Source organism: Viridibacillus arvi, assembly GCF_001274945.1.
GTDB classification, from domain to species: Bacteria; Bacillota; Bacilli; order Bacillales_A; family Planococcaceae; genus Viridibacillus; species Viridibacillus arvi.
The window spans coordinates 1,764,689-1,781,887 of the sequence record NZ_LILB01000001.1; the positions used below are offsets into that span (position 1 = coordinate 1,764,689).

The following is a 17,199-nucleotide window of genomic DNA, read 5'->3' on the forward strand; positions in this document are numbered from 1 at the left end:
CTTCAATTTATGATCGAAGTCAGATTTTTGTATTTTACAATATATACTTATTTATTTAATTCGCGAACTAAATAGGTACCGGAAACATAGCCTTGTTTTCCATTCGGTAATTTTACTTTATACCAAGTTCCACTCATAATTGGCTTATTATCTTCATCTATTTCTAGTTCAACAAATTGATAGTTTGCTAACTCGCCTACTTTAGAACTGGACGCGATTCCTTCTGAGCGTACATTTAACGCTATTCCATTAGCTGAAGAAGTATTAACACGTGCCAAGTTTTTTACAGTAAAATGTTTATTGTAAGCACTGAAACTAACAACATTTGTATAATACTTTTTCCCTTTATAGGATACTGTTAGCCAGTAATCATTGTGCTTTTCTAGCAAATTGAAAGACTCACCTTTTGGAATAGTTGCTGCAACACTGTTTGTACTGCCTTTTTCACTGAATACATTCAAACTACTATTCGCAATCGCTAAAGTACCAGTTGGGAACACATCTTTAAGCTCCGGATACTTTGGAGCAGAAGGAACAACTGTATTAGGTACTATTGAAATTGCTCCTTCTTTAGCATATGCCAAGATTCCATTCATATGATTGGCAATTGCATTTCCCCAATTAGTATCACTTGCATAATAAAAATTCATCCCTTTACTTAAAGAATCAATGCGAGCTCCATTAACGTTTTTAACTGAGTATCCTAAATAAGCGCCACTATTGTATTTCCAATTGGCAGGATTTAAATAAGTAGCCTTCATTGATTGCGCAATAAATTCCAAATTGTTGTCGATGGAATCAAATTTAACAGCACCTATGAATGGGGTAATATCATATGCTCCAAAGCCGAATAAGTTATTTCTTCCAAGTGAAATGTCAGAAACGCCAAATCCACTCTCATGAATTGCATGTGCTGCAAAATATAGAGCGTTTACGCCATACTTATCGGCAGCATTTATAATCTCTTGTCCTTTTCCAGTTAAAATACTTGTTTTCCCGATAGTTTTACTTGCAATATAAGTATTGATTTGATCTGCTTTCACAGACGACTTAGTACGAAGATCCATAAACAGATAGCTATTTGGATTAGATTCTAGACTAGCGATTCTTACCTTCGTTGTTTCATCGATTAAAGAAGAACCTGATACAAAGCCTGTAAAACCTTCATAACTCACTTGATACCAACCATTACTTGCTTTATAAGTCGTTGTCAGCTTTGTATTCGCAGGAATCACTTTCAACAAATCTGATGATGTAGAATTTGATTTGAGTAGTTTTAAATCTTCAATATTATAAATAGTCATCTGACTAATCGATGAACCATCTGGTAATGTCGGGATATCTTCATCTGTATCATCAGGTGCCGTATCGACAATTGGTGTATCGACACTAAATTTAGTACTGTCTATATAACCTGTGTTACCTTCGTAAGTTACTTTATACCAGTTGCCAACTCGATCAGTCGAAGTCACTTTTGCACCTTTTGGAATGCTAGTTAGTATAGTATGTGAAACTCCCGCTTCTGCAAATAAAGATGTTGAAGAATTAGCTTTATAATCCGTACTTGTTACTTGCGTTGGTGTTACTTTACTAACTACAGTAGATTGCACAAAATAATTCTTACCCTTGTAGGATATTCGATACCAAGTTTCACCTTCACTATTTATAACTGATTGCGTAGACGTGAAGATATTATTTGTTGGGATAGAGTATACTTCTGCTTTTTTGGTGCTAGGCGTTATACGTAGTGAAGCCGTTTTCTTTATTAGGAAATAAGTAGTTTCAGTCTCTTTATAGGCATCATACTCTTTTACATATGAACTACTTACCCACCCAGTTTTCCCTCCGTATGTTACTTTATACCATGCTCCAGATTTCGCAGTAGCTTTCACCGTCTTGCCTTTAGGAATTGATAATAGAACTTTCCCTTTTGTAGAGTTACTAGACCGTAAATTTACCTTTTCTTTTGTTTGATAATTTGTTGCAGTAAAAGTGGAGATTGCAGTCGTTTTAGTTGTTACTTTAATATAACTTGTACTAACATAGCCAATTTCTTTACCGAATTTTACTTTATACCAACTGCCGGTTTTAGAAATGTATGAAACAGATTTTCCTTTTGGTATTGTTAATAGAATTTTCCCTTTTGAAGAGGCTTTAGATCGTAAATTCACATTCGCAGTTACTGTATATGTTTTTACGGTAGCTGCCTCAACTTTTTTTGCTGATATTGGTGTTTCGAATGAACTGATACTTGAAGCTAACAGAATTCCCATAGAAATGAATGTACATTTTGTTAGACTTATAGATGTTTTTTTATTATACAAATTCATTATGCCCCCCATATGTTTGAGAAATTAATTCTATGAAACAAAAACTTCTATACATTTTTTTCTAAACTATTAATATTATATCTCTATTTCCATTAAAGTAGTATCAATTATATACACTATTTAACATTTTTATTATCTATTTATTTTATAGGTTTGTTTATTTTGAAAAAAAATCATTTGCTAGTCCTTCAGTATCAATCTATCAAATAAAAAAAGAAGCCCTATAAAGGACTTCAAAATTAATTCATTACTAAATAGACAATTCCTACTAAAACAAACGCAATACATACGCCAATTAGTACTTTAGATAAAGTTTCCATATACTCTCTCCTAAGAAATACTTGCACCGATAACAAATGACAGACCTACTGAAATTGTAAACGAAATAAAACCAACTGATCGATTATCCTTTTCAATTTCTTCATCTACCTTAAATGTTGGTGTCATGAATTCAAATAATACATATGCAAAAATTAGTAAAATAAAACCAAACAATCCCCATCCCATCATTTCTGCGAGTGAGTTATGCTTCTCAATGGAATAACGGAAAATATTACACACCCCTAATATCTTCCCGCCTGTTGCAAGTGCAACGGCTACATTACCTCTTTTTATTTCTACCCAATTTTTGTATTTTGTTACGATTTCAAATATCACCATTGATAGGATTAAGCAAAGAACAACCACACTGAAATTACCAGCAGCCTCGACAACAGGATATTGCCAAAATCCATTTAATAACATAAATATCCCCTTTTCAATGTCAAATTTTTTCTCTATCTTTGATTACTTTAAAAGGTTTATTTTAGCTCGGCTACTGTCACACCATAGCCGCCTTCTCCTGCTTCGCCAAAACGATAGGATTTTACACGTGGATGTCTCTTTAGTAAAGCTTGAATTCCTTGGCGCAAAGCTCCAGTTCCTTTACCGTGAATAATTGAGACGCGTTGATAATTTGACAGTAATGCATCATCAATATATTTTTCCGTACGAACAATCGCATCTTCATAACGTTCTCCGCGTAGATCTAATTCTAACTTAACATTAGAGTCTCGATTTCGAACGCTTGAAACATTTACAGTTTGCTTGTCTTTTTCAGGTTTCACGTACTCTAAATCTGATTCATCAAGCTTCATCTTCAATATTCCAATTTGCACAATCCATTCAGAATTTGATACTTTTTCAAGTAACACACCTTTTTGACCGTAACTCAGTACTTTTACTTCGTCACCCTTAGATAATTCTTGAGCGCGCGCTTTCAATTGCTGTTGTTTTTTTAGTACTTTATTTTCCGGTGCGGCTTTTTCTAAACGTTTACGTGCATCTATGATTTCATGCTCTTTAACAATCTTGTTTGCATTTAAGCGCATTTTATGAAGTTCTGAAATAACTTCTTCTGCTTCTTTTTTAGCTTCATCCACAATTTTACGTGCTTTGTCTTTTGCTTTTTGTTCTAATACTTCTTTTTTAGCTTCATAAGCTTTTACTTTTTCATCTAACTCTGCTTGAAGTGCTTCTGCTTGCTTGCGTAATTCAAGTGTTCTTTCAGCATCTTCTTCGGATTGACGTCTACTTTCCTCTAAAGACGCAATCATTGATTCGACTTCATGACGATCAGTACCAGTGAATGTTTTAGCACGATCAATAATAGAATCTGGTAAACCAAGACGAGTCGAAATTTCAAAGGCATTACTACGACCTGGAACTCCTATAAGTAGACGATAGGTAGGGCTAAGCGTCTCCACATCAAATTCCACACTTGCATTGACAACACCTGGACGATTATAGCCATATGCTTTTAACTCAGGATAGTGAGTTGTTGCCATTACTCGTGCTCCGCGACCATGTACTTCATCTAAAATTGAAATAGCAAGTGCTGCACCTTCTTGTGGGTCAGTCCCTGCACCTAGCTCATCAAATAGAATGAGTGAACGATCATCGAATTGATTTAAAATATCAACAATATTCACCATATGTGATGAAAATGTACTCAAGCTTTGCTCAATAGATTGTTCATCTCCAATATCAGCAAATAACTGATTAAATACCGCAAGATGAGAACCATCAAGAGCCGGTACTGGAATACCAGATTGCGCCATTAATGTACATAACCCCACTGTTTTTAACGTAACCGTTTTACCACCTGTGTTAGGTCCAGTAATTACGATTGAAGTGAAGTCTTTACCAAATTCAATATCATTTGCTACTGCTTTTTCAATCGGTAGTAAAGGATGACGCGCTTTACCCAATTTTATATATCCATCGCTATTCATAATCGGCTTCGAACATTTATTAGCTTGTCCGTATTTTGCTTTTGCTAGAATAACGTCAATTTCACCAAGTAGTTGCACAGTGATAAAGATGTCAGGTGCTACCTCTTGTACTTTTAGGGATAACATTAATAAAATGCGTGCGATTTCAACTTGTTCTTTTGATTTTAATTGATGGATTTCATTATTCGCTTGTACGACAGCATCCGGTTCAATATATAGTGTTTGACCAGATGAAGATTGATCATGTACAACACCACCGTAATGACTACGATATTCTGATTTTACTGGAATAACAAAACGATCATTACGAATTGTAACAATGGCATCAGATAGCATTTTTGTTGCATTAGTACCACGTGTTAAGCTCGCTAATTTTTCACGAACACGACCTTCTTGTGCTCGCAATTGCTGACGAATTGAACGAAGCTCAGAGCTAGCAGAGTCTAGAATAGCACCATTCTCATCGATACAAGCATTAATCTCATGCTGTAAGCCTGTCAATGTAGGCATGCTTTCTTTTTTCTGAATGAAATATGGGATTTGTATATCCTCTTCTACTTCAATTCCTTCAATAAACTGACGTAGTATACGACTTGCACGAATTGTGCTCGAAATCTCCATCAATTCAACTGGACTAAGGACACCACCAATTTGCGCACGTCTTGCATGCGGACGGACATCGAAAATACCGCCCATCGGTACATTACCTTTAACGCGTAGAATTGATAAACCTTCATCCATTTCATCTAATAGTTGTAATACTTTTTCAATATCAGTTTCAGGGACAAGCTCATCGATCACAGTTTTCCCTAAAGAGCATGTACAATATGAAGCTACTTGAGCACGTACTTTATCAAATTCTAGTGTTTTCAATGCGCGTTCTGCTATCATTCAAAACACCTCCCCTTCATTTCTTCTGTATAAAGTGGACAAAATCTTCTAATGTCCACGTATTCACGATATTATTTTTCTTTAACCATGCTTTTTGTGCGTATTTCGTTCCTACTTCCATAAAACGAAGTTGATCAATGGCATGTGCATCTGTATTTATAGCAATCGGCACCCCAGCAGCTGCCGCCATTTCTAAATGTTCTTCACATAAATCAAGACGATATGGATTTGCATTTAACTCTAAAATTTTACCATATTTTTTAGCCCATTCAATCAATTGAGGTATATCTGGATTATAGCCTTCGCGGTCACCAATGATACGTCCAGTAGGATGGGCAATCATATGAACATATGGGTTTTTTAGAGCATTATGTAGCCTATCCATAATTTTCTCTTGCGGCTGTGAAAAGCTAGAGTGAATCGACGCAATGACAAAGTCTAATTCCTTTAACACATCATCTTCAAAATCAAGCGAGCCATCAGGTAAAATATCCATCTCAGTTCCTGCTAGCAAACGGAAATCTGGATGCTTTTCATTGAATGCCCAAATCTCTTTACGCTGTTCGATTAAACGTTCAGGTGTTAAACCATTTGCGACTTTTAAATATTGTGAGTGATCCGTAATAACCGCATATTCATAACCTCTAGCTATGAGCGCTTCACCCATTTCATGTACTGCATAAGCACCATCAGACCATGTTGTATGCATATGCAAATCAGAACGAATATCTTCTAATTGAACAAGTTCCTTAATCTCATCTATACGGTCAAATTCTTTATTGCCTACTCGTATACTAGGTGGGATAAACGGTAAGTCGAAATGAGCAAAAAATTCAGTTTCAGAAGTAAATGTTGTTACAGATCCATCCGCCTGCTCTACACCGTATTCACTTATTTTCTTACCAAGATCTTTTGCCAATTGACGCATTCTTACATTATGTTCTTTTGACCCAGTAAAATGATGAAGTGCTGTTGCGTATTCATCTTGTGTCACTAGACGGAAGTCAACGCTAACGGGCTCTTCTGCGTCCAAAGTTACTGAGATTTTAGTATCCCCCGCTGCAATGGTCTCTGAAATGACAAGTGCCCCTAAAAGTTGTTCTTTGACAGCTTCTCGGTTTGCCGTTGCTATGATGAAATCGACGTCCTTGCTCGATTCCTTTACTCTTCTAAAGCTACCTGCAACCGAAAACTGTTGCACTTCAGCAATTCCACTTAAAATACCTTCAATTTCCAGTACAACTTTATCTAGTTGCCAAATGGGCAGTCGCTCAGATCGTGTGCCAAATGCCTCTAGTTCTTTTAATATCTTTTCTTCAGTTTTTTTACCAAAGCCTGCAAGTGCAGACACTTTGCCTTCTTCACAAGCTGCTTTTAGCGCCTCTGCTGAATCTACGCCTAACTCTTGATATAACTTAGCAATTTTCTTTCCACCTAGGCCCGGTAGTTTTAATAATGGTGGTAAACCTTTAGGTACTTCCTCTTCAAGTTCTTTTAAAACAGAAGATTCACCCGTTGCCAGTAGATCTTCTATAACTGCAGCTGTTCCTTTACCAATACCTTTTATCGCAGTAATATCTTCAATTTCACTTAGGCTTCTTGTGTCTGCTTCAAGTGCTGCTGCAGCTTTTCTAAATGCTGAAATTTTAAATGGGTTAACACCTTGTAATTCTAAATACAAGGCTATTTTTTCAAATGTACGAATGATAGTTTTTTTATTCAAAAAATGACCTCCTTATTCGTGAAAAAACTGCTCTCAGTTGAGAGCAGTTATTTCATGTAGACAAACCACATATTTTTGAACATGTTCGAAATAATCGGTGTATATTCGAGCATTAATTTTGTCAGGATTGAACTATCCACATACTTTTGGATACTATCTAATGGTAACAATGCTAAAATATAAAGTAAAATAAATACTAATATATAAGCTTCTATAAATCCTAGTATTCCGCCAAAAAAGCGGTTGAACGGACCTATGATAGGCACATATTTTAAGAAATCAAAAATTGATGCTACAATTTGCATTGCAAATTTGACAACAAAGAAAATAAGTGCAAATGCCAGTAGCTGATAAAATGTTTGACTAAGATCTAGTTGTTCCATCGCATAAGTTAACGTCGTATTCCCGTCAACTGCCGGATATGGAATCCAAAGCACAAATTTCTCAGCTAAAGGTTTATAATAAACGTAAGCGACAATCATCGCGATTAAAAATCCAATGATATGTATCAACTGGACTACTAAACCTCTTCTTCCGCCAGTGATAATGCCGGCAATTAATAAAATAATTATAAGTATATCGATCATTTACTTCAATCCTTTAGTTTTTTCAGTTCTTCTTCTAATAATACAAGTTGCTCTTTTAATTTCAAACTATCATTTACTGAATTTACAGCTGTAAGGACGGCCAGTTTTGTACTGTCAAGGCTCGGGTTTGCCTGTTTAATCTCTCTCATAGTATTGTCAACTGTGGACGCGACTAAACGCATATGTGTTGTTGACTCTGTACCAAGCATAGTATATGTTTGACCATATATATCAACTGAAATTCGATTTTTTTGTTGCTCTGACACAGCTGCCCCTCCTTAAAATCCTATTTCTAATCATACCATGAAATTGTTTATCATGTGAATAACGAGAGTAGAAAGGACTATAAAATGTCTAATATTGTAATTGTTTTAACAACCGAAAAGCAAGGAGAACTTGCTTCTTATTATGCCTCATCTAGAGTAGAACGCAATGCGCCAGGAGTCATATTTGCTGCGAAGTTAGGCGATACTTCTATCACTTCATACAAATCTGGCAAAGTAATGTTTCAAGGTAACGGAGCCGAACGGGAGTCTAGTAGATGGGGGGAACCTAATGATTCTACGACTAAAAAGACGTCATCAAAGGGTGATAAGTTGCCTTCCAATTTTGAACAACTCTCCGTCATGGGCTCTGATGAAACAGGAACAGGCGATTATTTCGGACCAGTAACAGTAGCCGCCGTATATGTATCTGCCGATAAAATTGCACTTGTTCGTGAGCTCGGTGTTAAAGACTCTAAAATGCTAACGGATGATTTTATGAGACAAATCGCGCCTGACTTAATGCGAGCACTACCTCATAGCATATTAACTGTACGAAACGACAAATATAACACCATTCAAGCTAGAGGCTGGTCTCAAGGGAAAATCAAAGCAATGATGCACAACCAAGCACTTCATAACGTGCTCGGCAAAATTGCACCAGAAAAACCTGCACATATTTTAATTGACCAATTTGCTGAACGTGGCATTTACTATAACCACCTAAAAAATGAAAAAATCATCGTTAAAGAGAATGTACTATTTGCTACAAAAGCAGAACAAATACACGTTTCAGTAGCTGCTGCCTCTATTCTAGCACGATACGCCTTCTTAAAAGAAATGGACCGCCTCGGCGATTTAGTTGGCTTTGATCTACAAAAGGGAGCTAGTAATAAAGTGGATGAAATGGCCGCACGTATTTTATTATCAAAAGGCGAAGCGACATTAAAATCTATGACGAAATGGCATTTTGCAAATACCCAAAAAGCGCATGCCATTGCCGCTAAAAAACGCTCCAAATAAAACAAGCTATTCCTCTCTTTCATCAAGAGAAGGAATAGCTTGTTTTTTTATATTTTTATATTCTCCATATTCTTTCTTGCACCAAATACTCCAACAAACATTAACACTATTATGGCAATAACCGTTACGACGACCGACAACCAAAAATCACTACTATCTGGTTTTGATCCAAGCCATGTTACTGCGTATGTGCCCAATTTCCAAGGAGACACTGTCCAGAACTGTCCGATAATGCTATCGATTAACTGTACAAAATACGTTAGCAATATTGCTAGTGTACCCGCAACACCCGTAGGGAACAATGCACTCGCTGTGACTGTCACCGTCACTACGAACAATACCCATAGACTATACGTACCAATGAGGGCTGCTATCCGCCAAGCGTCTACTTCATTATATAAAATCACTGTATAATAGTAACTTGCTAATAAGCCTATTATTGTACTAACGAGTGCAACAATTGTTGCTCCAGACCACTTACTGAAGTAATACGAAGAAAAAGATATTGGTCGTACATATAGTAGCGCGGCTGTACGATTTTTTCTTTCCTTACTAATAATCCCCATAAAGCTTAAGACAATAATAAGTGAAACAATGAGATGGAACTGTCCGACTGTAGAAGCCATTACTTCAACTGATGTCACATCTGTTATACCCATATCAAATCCCTCAGGCATATTACCGACAGCCTTCATAATATCTTCCATATAATATAGCATTACTGGTTGCATTACACCATAGAGTACAAACACAAGTGGAATCCATAAAACCTTCAAGCTACGTACATGATCACGCCATTCTTTTTGTAAAAGTACACGCCATTGCATCATAGTTTTGCCACCTTCATGAAGATTTCCTCCAAGCTAGCAGATTGCTGCTCGACTTTCCGGATTGTAAAGGTCTCCTTCGCTAACTCTCGAATAACTTGTTGCATATCATCTGTCTGCAAAATCACAATGTTACCTTGTTGCTCTGCACTTAATGTACTTTTCACTACAAATTGAGCAGCCTCTTCTACTACTTTAAATTCCACTACAATTTGACGATGTTCATATTTTGCTTTGACATCTTGTAATGAACCTTGCTCAACTAATTTACCAGCTTTCAAGAATAATAGCTGATCCGTCATTTGCTCAGCATCATTCAAAATATGTGTTGAATACAAAATTGTCATTTCTTGTTGTAACGACTTCATCAAATTCATCATATCTAAGCGACCTGCTGGATCAAGAGCTGATACTGGTTCATCCAATAAGAGGAGTTTTGGTTTATGTATAATGGCTTGTGCTAGACCCAATCTTTGTTTCATACCACCAGAGAACGTACCAATCTTCTTATTTGCTGCATCTTTTAAGCCAACGAATTGAAGCATTTTCTCTGACTCTTCCTTCGCAGTTTGAGCAGTCAATCCACTTAATCTCGCTGCCATTATTAAAAATTCACTCGCAGTTAGCCAAGAATTGAACTGTGGATATTGTGGTAAAAACCCAATCGCAGCTCTCGGGTCCCCTACTATTCCGTCGAATTGAATTTGCCCATTTGTTGGTTTTAATAGCCCAGCAAGCATTGATAATATAGTTGTTTTACCTGCTCCATTTGGTCCAATTAAAGCCGTTGCTGTTCCTTGTGTTAACTCAAATGATATATTTTTAATCACTTCATGCTGTCCATAATTCTTTTGCAACGCTGAAACTTGTAATAACTGACTCATACTTGTTTTCTCCCGAAGATAAAGTAAATAATCGGCCCTATTATGCTCACACAAACTATAGCTATCGCCCACAGCCATTTTGGACCATTTGTTTCCGGTATTTTCACTAGGTCTATTAAAGCAACAATCAATAAAATAAACTCAATTATTATAATCGGTAAAAGCATCATTAATAATGAACTCATCTTGTTCACCTCTTCTTTGTTATACAATAAATATAACAGATAACTTCTTCCATGAAAAGGATAATAAAAAAAATACCTAACCAAGACATAACGTCTGGTCAGGTATTTAGTATGAAAATCTATTTATTAACGAATTTGTGCATTTGCTTCTGCTAATGCTTTTAACACTTCGTTATGTGCTGCTACTACTTCTTCATCTGTTAAAGTACGCTCAGGTTCGAAGTATTGTAGTGAGAAGGCAACTGATTTTTTACCTTCTTCCATTTTGTCTCCTTCATATAAATCGAAGACACGAACATCTTTCAATAATGTGCCACCTGCTTGACGGATAATTGTTTCAAGATCCGCTGCCGCTACGCTTCTATCAACAACTAAAGCGATATCACGAGACATTGTAGGGAAACGTGGAACTGGAACGTAAACTAGTGCTTCAGTAGACGCTTCTAAAATAGCTGCTAAGTTCATTTCCATTACGTATGTTTCTTTTAAGCCATTTGCTTTTTGTTCAGTTGGGTGCAATTGCGCGATTAAACCAATACGGTTGCCATTTAATAATACGTTAGCCGTACGTCCTGGGTGTAAACCATCTACAGTAGCGCGTTCAAATGTTACTGCATCTGCTAAACCTAGGCGATCAAATAGACCCTCAACGATTCCTTTTAATACGAAGAAATCAACTTGTTTATGTTCACCTTGCCAAGCATGATCTAACCATTTACCTGTGATAACTGCAGCTACATGTTCTTCTTCATGTGGAAGATTTTCTTCAGTTAAACCTAAGAATACAGAATCTACTTCATAAAGTGCTACTACGTCTGCTTGACGTGCGACATTATAAGACGCTGCTTCCACTAAATGTGGGATTAAGCTTTGACGTAATGTGCTTCGTTCTTCACTCATTGGCATTAACAGTTTTGTAACAGGCGCTGTTTCTAATGCGAATTTTTGTGAAAGTGCATCAGATGTTAATGAGTAAGTAATCGCTTGGTGAAGACCTGCACCTTCTAAATAAGCACGTACAATACGACGTTTTGCTTGATAAGGTGTTAAGCCACCAGGTGTTGTTTCACTTACAGGAAGTGTTGTTGGAATTTCATCGTAGCCATAAATTCTTGCAATTTCTTCGACGATATCTTCCTCAATTTTAATATCTTGACGGCGAGTTGGTGCATCAACATAGAGCATGCCATTCGCAGTTTCAACATCAAATTTTAATCGTTTTAAAATTGACTCCATATCATCTAAAGAAATTTTCATACCAAGACGAGCATTGATAAAGTCAGGAGAAACGATTACTTTTGAAGGTGTTTTATCTAATTCATCAAACATGACTGAGCCAGCTAATACTTCCCCACCAGCTAGTTCTGCTAATAATTTTGCTGCACGTTCAGCTGCAGGTATAACACGGTTCGGATCAAGACCTTTTTCAAAACGGGCACTTGCATCACTACGTAAACCTAAGTCTTTTGATGTGTAGCGTACTGATAAACCTTCAAAGTATGCTGATTCAATAACAACAGTCGTTGTCCCATCATGCACTTCTGAGTTTAATCCGCCCATAACTCCAGCTACAGCTACTGGCTCTTTACCATTAGTAATAACAAGATTATTTGCATTTAATGTACGTTCTTTATCATCAAGAGTCGTTATTTTTTCGCCTTCATTCGCTAAACGAACTACGATTTCCCCTGTTCCTAAACGGTCATAGTCAAATGCGTGAAGCGGTTGACCATATTCCATTAAGATGTAGTTAGTAACATCGACAACATTGTTATGCGGACGTACGCCAGCCGCCATTAAACGCTGTTGCAACCATAATGGAGATTCAGCGACTTTAACGTTTTTCACAACTTTTGCTACGTACATAGGGTTTTCAACTGGTGCATCTACACGAAGTTTTAAATAATCAGAAGCTTTTTCAGTTGATTCTGTATAATCTAGTTCCGGTAACTTAACATCCTCAGAAAGGATTGCTCCTACTTCATATGCAACACCTAACATACTCATAGCATCTGAACGATTTGGCGTTAAACCAAGTTCAAGCACTGTGTCATACAGGCCAAGCACTTCAAGTGGATCTGCCCCTACTGGTGTTTCTGCAGGTAATACGAAAATACCCTCACTATAAGCTTTTGGTACTAATTTACCTTCGATACCAAGCTCTTGTAATGAACAAATCATACCGTTCGATACTTCACCACGAAGTTTGGCTTTTTTGATTTTTCCACCTGGTAAATGTGCGCCTGGTCGAGCAACGATCACTTTTTGGCCAACTGCTACGTTCGGAGCACCACATACGATTTGTGATAATTCTTCTTCACCAAAATCTACTTGGCAAATATTTAATTTATCCGCTTCTGGGTGTTTTACTTTTTCTTTCACTTCGCCAACCATTAGCTTTTTCATACCTTCAGCTAGGTTTGCAACGCCGTCCACTTCAATCCCAGAACGTGTAATTTTTTCTGCTAAAACTGCTGGCTCTAGGCCTTGTAAATCAACATATTGTTCTAACCATTTTAACGATACTAGCATGTTTACCCCTCCTTACTCTTCTGTGCGGTGGAATTGTGATAAGAATCGGATGTCATTTGTATAGAAATGACGGATATCGTCCACCCCATATTTCAACATTGCAATACGTTCTTGCCCCATACCAAATGCGAAGCCTGAAACTTTTTTAGGATCGTATCCAGCCATCTCAAGAACGTTTGGATGTACCATACCGGCACCTAAAATTTCAATCCAACCTGTTTGTTTACATAAACTACAGCCAGATCCACCACATTTGAAACAAGAGATATCCATTTCTACTGAAGGCTCAGTGAATGGGAAGAAACTTGGGCGTAAACGAATTTCACGTTCTTGGCCAAACATTTTTTTCGCAAAAAGATCCAAAGTACCTTTTAAATCGCTCATTGTAATGTTCTCGCTAATTACAAGTCCTTCAATTTGATTGAACTGATGCGAATGTGTAGCATCATCATTGTCACGACGGAATACTTTACCCGGACAGATAATTTTCACAGAAGCACCTTGTTTTTCTTCCATAGTACGAGCTTGTACTGGAGAAGTCTGTGTACGAAGTAAAATCTCTTCAGAAATATAGAATGTATCTTGCATGTCACGAGCAGGGTGACCTTTTGGTAGGTTTAATGCTTCGAAGTTATAATAGTCTTTTTCAACTTCTGGTCCTTCCGCAATTTCATATCCCATGCTGATGAATAAGTCTTCGATTTCTTCAACAACCTTTGTTAGCGGATGTTTACTACCAACTTTTATAGGACGTCCTGGTAAAGTCACGTCAATTGACTCTTTTTCAAGTTGTTCCTGAACTGCTTTTTCCTCTAGTAATTGAGCACGTGCTTCAAGCACCTCAGTCACTTCTTGACGTACAACGTTTACTAAAGCACCCATTTTAGGACGTTCCTCTGCAGGAAGTTTACCCATCCCTTTTAATAAATCCGTGATCGGACCTTTTTTACCTAAATAAGCAACACGCACATCATTCAACTCTTTAGAGTTCGATGCCGCTGCAATTTTCGCTAATGCTTCTTCCTTTAGCTGATTTAATTGTTCTTCCATTGCCATTTAAATTCCTCCTTCCAATATCGAATAGTAAAAACAGATTGTTTTTACTAAACACGCAAACCTTCTTTTCATGTAGTCTGTAAAAAATCTGCACAAAAAAACTCGCCCCCTAAAAAGGGACGAGGACATAGTTCGCGGTACCACCCTAGTTATTGTACTTAAGTACAATCACTTCATTGACATAACGGCTCTAAACCGGCCTACCTTTACAGCAATTGCTGGTCCCGGTGGCTGCTAACGGAGTGAACTTCCATGTAACACAACTTTATGCACGCTTGCAGTCTTTGGCGAGCACTCCCTAAAAAGTGTAGAAACATATACTTTTTCCGATCGAAGCATTTAAATTATTTTTAATTATTGTATGCAATAATAAACATTATACGCAACTAAATTGTTTTCTTCAAGGTTACTTTGCTGAAACTGCGAAGTTATATAACAAAATACCAGAAGCTACTGCTACATTTAAAGATTCAGCTTGCCCTAAAATCGGAATGATAACATTGGCATCTGTTTTTGCAAGTAAGTCTGGGTGAATACCATTGCCTTCATTGCCCATAATAAGTGCAAATTTATCGCCTTTTTTTACTTCCGAATAGACTACTGCATTATCAAGAGCTGTCCCGATAACTGGAATTAATCTGTCTTGTAACTTATCAATCCAGTCTCCAAGTTCCCCTTTTACAACAGGAATATGGAAATGCGAGCCTTGGGCAGAGCGTACTGTTTTTGGATTGAAAGCATCAGCTGAGCCTTTACCAAGAATAACCGCATCAATACCAGCTGCATCTGCCGTGCGAATCATTGTACCCACATTGCCCGGATCTTGAACTGCATCAATTAATAATAATTTTGTCCAGCCAGCTTGTTCTTCCTCTGTTACCTCACGTTGTTTACATTGTGCGAAGATCCCTTGAGGGTGCTCCGTTTCAGACAATTCTTTTGCAATTGCTTGTGTTACTTCTACAACAAAAATGTCATCCATATTCCATGTATGTGGAATGTCCACACCTTCACGGACGATAACTGTTAGTACCTCACCATTGTTTTTAATTGCTTCTTCAACTAAATGGAAACCTTCAACGATAAATTCGCCAGAGCGTTCACGTTCTTTTCTAGTTGTCACTAGCTTTTTCCAATACTTCACTAGTGAATTTTGTGGTGATTCTATTCTTTTCATAAAATGTATACCGCCTTTAGTTTTTAAATCGTTATAGTTATTTTGCCAAACTGATGATTTTCTTTTAAATATTCAAGCGCTTGTTCCGCTTCATCTAATGAGAAAGTTCGGTCCATCACTGGATGCGTGTTAAATTCCGCTAAATGCTCAAGGCATGCACGGAATTCCTCGCGACTTCCCATTGTAGTCCCATACAATGTATATTGTCCATAGAAAAATTTTCGTAAGTCAAAATCGACAACTTCTTCTGTTGTTGCACCGAACAATACTATTTTACCACCCTTTTTTAAAACATCCAAAGAGCGATTAAAAGTAGCACGTCCAACACTTTCAATAACAACATCGATTTGTTCCTCTTTTAATAATTCTACCCAGTCAGCATGCGTATCAATCGCAACATCAGCACCGATTTCAAGCGCTGCATTTCGTTTCTCTTCACTACGAGATGAGACTATGACTCTAGCTCCAACATTTTTAGCCATTTGGATTAAAAATGTTGCAACACCGCTACCTGCTCCTGGGATAAATATTGTTTGGCCCGCTTCTATTTGCCCTTTTGTAAATAAGGCACGATAACCTGTTAAAGGCGAAATACCAATTACAGAAGCCTCTTCAAATGAAAGATGTGCTGGCTTCCGCTCAAGTTGTTCGACTGAAATAGCAATTTTCTCCGCGAATGTTCCGTTGTCAGGGAAGCTTAAAATATCAAAATCAGCAGGAGGGACATCAGAATTTTCATACCAACGCAATGAAGGGTTAATAATGACTTCATCTCCTACTTGCCAATCTGTCACACCCTCACCTATTGCCTCTATAACACCGGCTGCATCAGAACCTAATATAAGCGACTCACTATCATTTCCTAGACGTCCAGGCGTATACAAATCTCGACGATTTAACCCTGCAGCTTTAATCGCAACGACTGCTTCTAAAGTGCCAGCTTCTGGTTTAGGTAATTCAGTTACTTTAAAAGATCCTTTTTCAAAAACAAATGCTCTCATGATAAAACAACCCCTTAGTATGTAATATTTTTTCTCAAAATTCCCAATAGTAAATAATATCAACCATTCTAATTTTAACAAATGAATGTATAACTATCGAGCCTAACGGCAAAAATGAAAATAGGAGGGATGAAGTATGAATTTTCAAATACGACAAGCCGTTAAAGCTAATGTTCAAGGTCAAAGCGCCGACGAACTGGAGAATGTTGTTGAAGATGCAATTAAACGCGGTGAGGAGCATTTACTCCCTGGACTTGGCGTCTTTCTAGAGGCATGGTGGAACCATGCAGATCAACAAAAACGACAAAACTTTATGCAAGATTTAGCCAAAGCTATGGCCTAATAAAAAAACTGTCCAAACGATTTTAACTTCGCTTGGGCAGTTTTTCATTTTAATGACAATGCTATTCCTACTTAGTTAATACTAATCTTTACCCTTAACTTTTC

Annotated in this window: 15 protein-coding genes and 1 other annotated feature; of the genes, 2 read left to right on the top strand and 13 right to left on the bottom strand. The window is 37.2% G+C overall.

Annotated features, from left to right (window positions below; all coding sequences use genetic code 11):
- Nucleotides 1-47 precede the first annotated feature (47 nt).
- The 6 genes from AMD00_RS08430 to zapA form a co-directional block, all read right to left on the bottom strand.
- Nucleotides 48-2,324, bottom strand: coding sequence for an SH3 domain-containing protein (locus tag AMD00_RS08430; RefSeq protein ID WP_169786334.1), 2,277 nt, complete (start codon nt 2,322-2,324; stop codon nt 48-50).
- A gap of 336 nt (nt 2,325-2,660) precedes the next feature.
- Nucleotides 2,661-3,074 (bottom strand): DUF350 domain-containing protein, encoded by a 414-nt coding sequence (locus AMD00_RS08435; protein WP_053416572.1) that lies wholly within the window; start codon nt 3,072-3,074, stop codon nt 2,661-2,663.
- A 56-nt stretch (nt 3,075-3,130) separates the two neighbouring features.
- The gene (locus AMD00_RS08440) at nt 3,131-5,494 is read right to left on the bottom strand and encodes an endonuclease MutS2 (RefSeq protein WP_053416573.1); all 2,364 of its coding nucleotides are present in this window, start codon (nt 5,492-5,494) and stop codon (nt 3,131-3,133) included.
- A gap of 16 nt (nt 5,495-5,510) precedes the next feature.
- Nucleotides 5,511-7,217, bottom strand: coding sequence for a DNA polymerase/3'-5' exonuclease PolX (gene polX / locus AMD00_RS08445; RefSeq protein ID WP_053416574.1), 1,707 nt, complete (start codon nt 7,215-7,217; stop codon nt 5,511-5,513).
- A gap of 47 nt (nt 7,218-7,264) precedes the next feature.
- A complete protein-coding gene (locus tag AMD00_RS08450; RefSeq protein ID WP_053416575.1) occupies nt 7,265-7,804 on the bottom strand; it encodes a CvpA family protein in 540 nt (179 codons plus the stop codon).
- Between the two features lie 5 nt (nt 7,805-7,809).
- On the bottom strand, nt 7,810-8,070 hold the full coding sequence (gene zapA / locus AMD00_RS08455; RefSeq protein ID WP_038187658.1) for a cell division protein ZapA: 261 nt from the start codon (nt 8,068-8,070) through the stop codon (nt 7,810-7,812).
- Between the two features lie 84 nt (nt 8,071-8,154).
- On the opposite strand from zapA, the gene rnhC reads away from it, so the two are divergent.
- Nucleotides 8,155-9,090 (top strand): ribonuclease HIII, encoded by a 936-nt coding sequence (rnhC, locus tag AMD00_RS08460; protein ID WP_053416576.1) that lies wholly within the window; start codon nt 8,155-8,157, stop codon nt 9,088-9,090.
- A gap of 47 nt (nt 9,091-9,137) precedes the next feature.
- On the opposite strand, the gene AMD00_RS08465 is transcribed toward rnhC, so the two are convergent.
- The 7 genes from AMD00_RS08465 to AMD00_RS08495 all read right to left on the bottom strand — a co-directional run bounded on the left by AMD00_RS08465 (nt 9,138) and on the right by AMD00_RS08495 (nt 16,752).
- The gene (locus tag AMD00_RS08465) at nt 9,138-9,920 is read right to left on the bottom strand and encodes an ABC transporter permease (protein ID WP_053416577.1); all 783 of its coding nucleotides are present in this window, start codon (nt 9,918-9,920) and stop codon (nt 9,138-9,140) included.
- On the bottom strand, nt 9,917-10,801 hold the full coding sequence (locus AMD00_RS08470; RefSeq protein ID WP_053416578.1) for an ABC transporter ATP-binding protein: 885 nt from the start codon (nt 10,799-10,801) through the stop codon (nt 9,917-9,919). Before AMD00_RS08470 ends, AMD00_RS08465 begins: the two co-directional genes overlap by 4 nt.
- Nucleotides 10,798-10,986: a PLD nuclease N-terminal domain-containing protein gene (locus AMD00_RS08475; protein WP_053416579.1), complete on the bottom strand. Its 189-nt coding sequence runs from the start codon at nt 10,984-10,986 to the stop codon at nt 10,798-10,800. The genes AMD00_RS08470 and AMD00_RS08475 overlap by 4 nt, the downstream gene beginning before the upstream one ends.
- A 126-nt stretch (nt 10,987-11,112) precedes the next feature.
- A complete protein-coding gene (gene pheT / locus AMD00_RS08480) occupies nt 11,113-13,518 on the bottom strand; it encodes a phenylalanine--tRNA ligase subunit beta (protein ID WP_053416580.1) in 2,406 nt (801 codons plus the stop codon).
- 12 nt (nt 13,519-13,530) lie between these two features.
- Nucleotides 13,531-14,568, bottom strand: coding sequence for a phenylalanine--tRNA ligase subunit alpha (pheS, locus tag AMD00_RS08485; RefSeq protein WP_038188362.1), 1,038 nt, complete (start codon nt 14,566-14,568; stop codon nt 13,531-13,533).
- A gap of 118 nt (nt 14,569-14,686) precedes the next feature.
- Nucleotides 14,687-14,917 (bottom strand) — a binding site (T-box leader).
- Between the two features lie 63 nt (nt 14,918-14,980).
- On the bottom strand, nt 14,981-15,751 hold the full coding sequence (locus tag AMD00_RS08490) for a TrmH family RNA methyltransferase (RefSeq protein ID WP_053416581.1): 771 nt from the start codon (nt 15,749-15,751) through the stop codon (nt 14,981-14,983).
- A 23-nt stretch (nt 15,752-15,774) separates the two neighbouring features.
- Nucleotides 15,775-16,752, bottom strand: coding sequence for a zinc-binding dehydrogenase (locus AMD00_RS08495; protein ID WP_053416582.1), 978 nt, complete (start codon nt 16,750-16,752; stop codon nt 15,775-15,777).
- 136 nt (nt 16,753-16,888) lie between these two features.
- Here AMD00_RS08495 and sspI point away from each other — a divergent pair, with 136 nt between their 5' ends.
- Nucleotides 16,889-17,095 (top strand): small acid-soluble spore protein SspI, encoded by a 207-nt coding sequence (gene sspI / locus AMD00_RS08500; RefSeq protein WP_053416583.1) that lies wholly within the window; start codon nt 16,889-16,891, stop codon nt 17,093-17,095.
- Nucleotides 17,096-17,199: the final 104 nt, after the last annotated feature.

Coding starts and splice junctions, on each gene's coding strand:
- AMD00_RS08435 (WP_053416572.1), bottom strand. CDS start 3,074: ATGTTATTAAATGGATTTTGGCAATATCCTGTTGTCGAGGCTGCTGGT.
- AMD00_RS08440 (WP_053416573.1), bottom strand. CDS start 5,494: ATGATAGCAGAACGCGCATTGAAAACACTAGAATTTGATAAAGTACGT.
- AMD00_RS08450 (WP_053416575.1), bottom strand. CDS start 7,804: ATGATCGATATACTTATAATTATTTTATTAATTGCCGGCATTATCACT.
- rnhC (WP_053416576.1), top strand. CDS start 8,155: ATGTCTAATATTGTAATTGTTTTAACAACCGAAAAGCAAGGAGAACTT.
- AMD00_RS08465 (WP_053416577.1), bottom strand. CDS start 9,920: ATGATGCAATGGCGTGTACTTTTACAAAAAGAATGGCGTGATCATGTA.
- AMD00_RS08470 (WP_053416578.1), bottom strand. CDS start 10,801: ATGAGTCAGTTATTACAAGTTTCAGCGTTGCAAAAGAATTATGGACAG.
- AMD00_RS08475 (WP_053416579.1), bottom strand. CDS start 10,986: ATGAGTTCATTATTAATGATGCTTTTACCGATTATAATAATTGAGTTT.
- pheT (WP_053416580.1), bottom strand. CDS start 13,518: ATGCTAGTATCGTTAAAATGGTTAGAACAATATGTTGATTTACAAGGC.
- pheS (WP_038188362.1), bottom strand. CDS start 14,568: ATGGAAGAACAATTAAATCAGCTAAAGGAAGAAGCATTAGCGAAAATT.
- AMD00_RS08490 (WP_053416581.1), bottom strand. CDS start 15,751: ATGAAAAGAATAGAATCACCACAAAATTCACTAGTGAAGTATTGGAAA.
- AMD00_RS08495 (WP_053416582.1), bottom strand. CDS start 16,752: ATGAGAGCATTTGTTTTTGAAAAAGGATCTTTTAAAGTAACTGAATTA.
- sspI (WP_053416583.1), top strand. CDS start 16,889: ATGAATTTTCAAATACGACAAGCCGTTAAAGCTAATGTTCAAGGTCAA.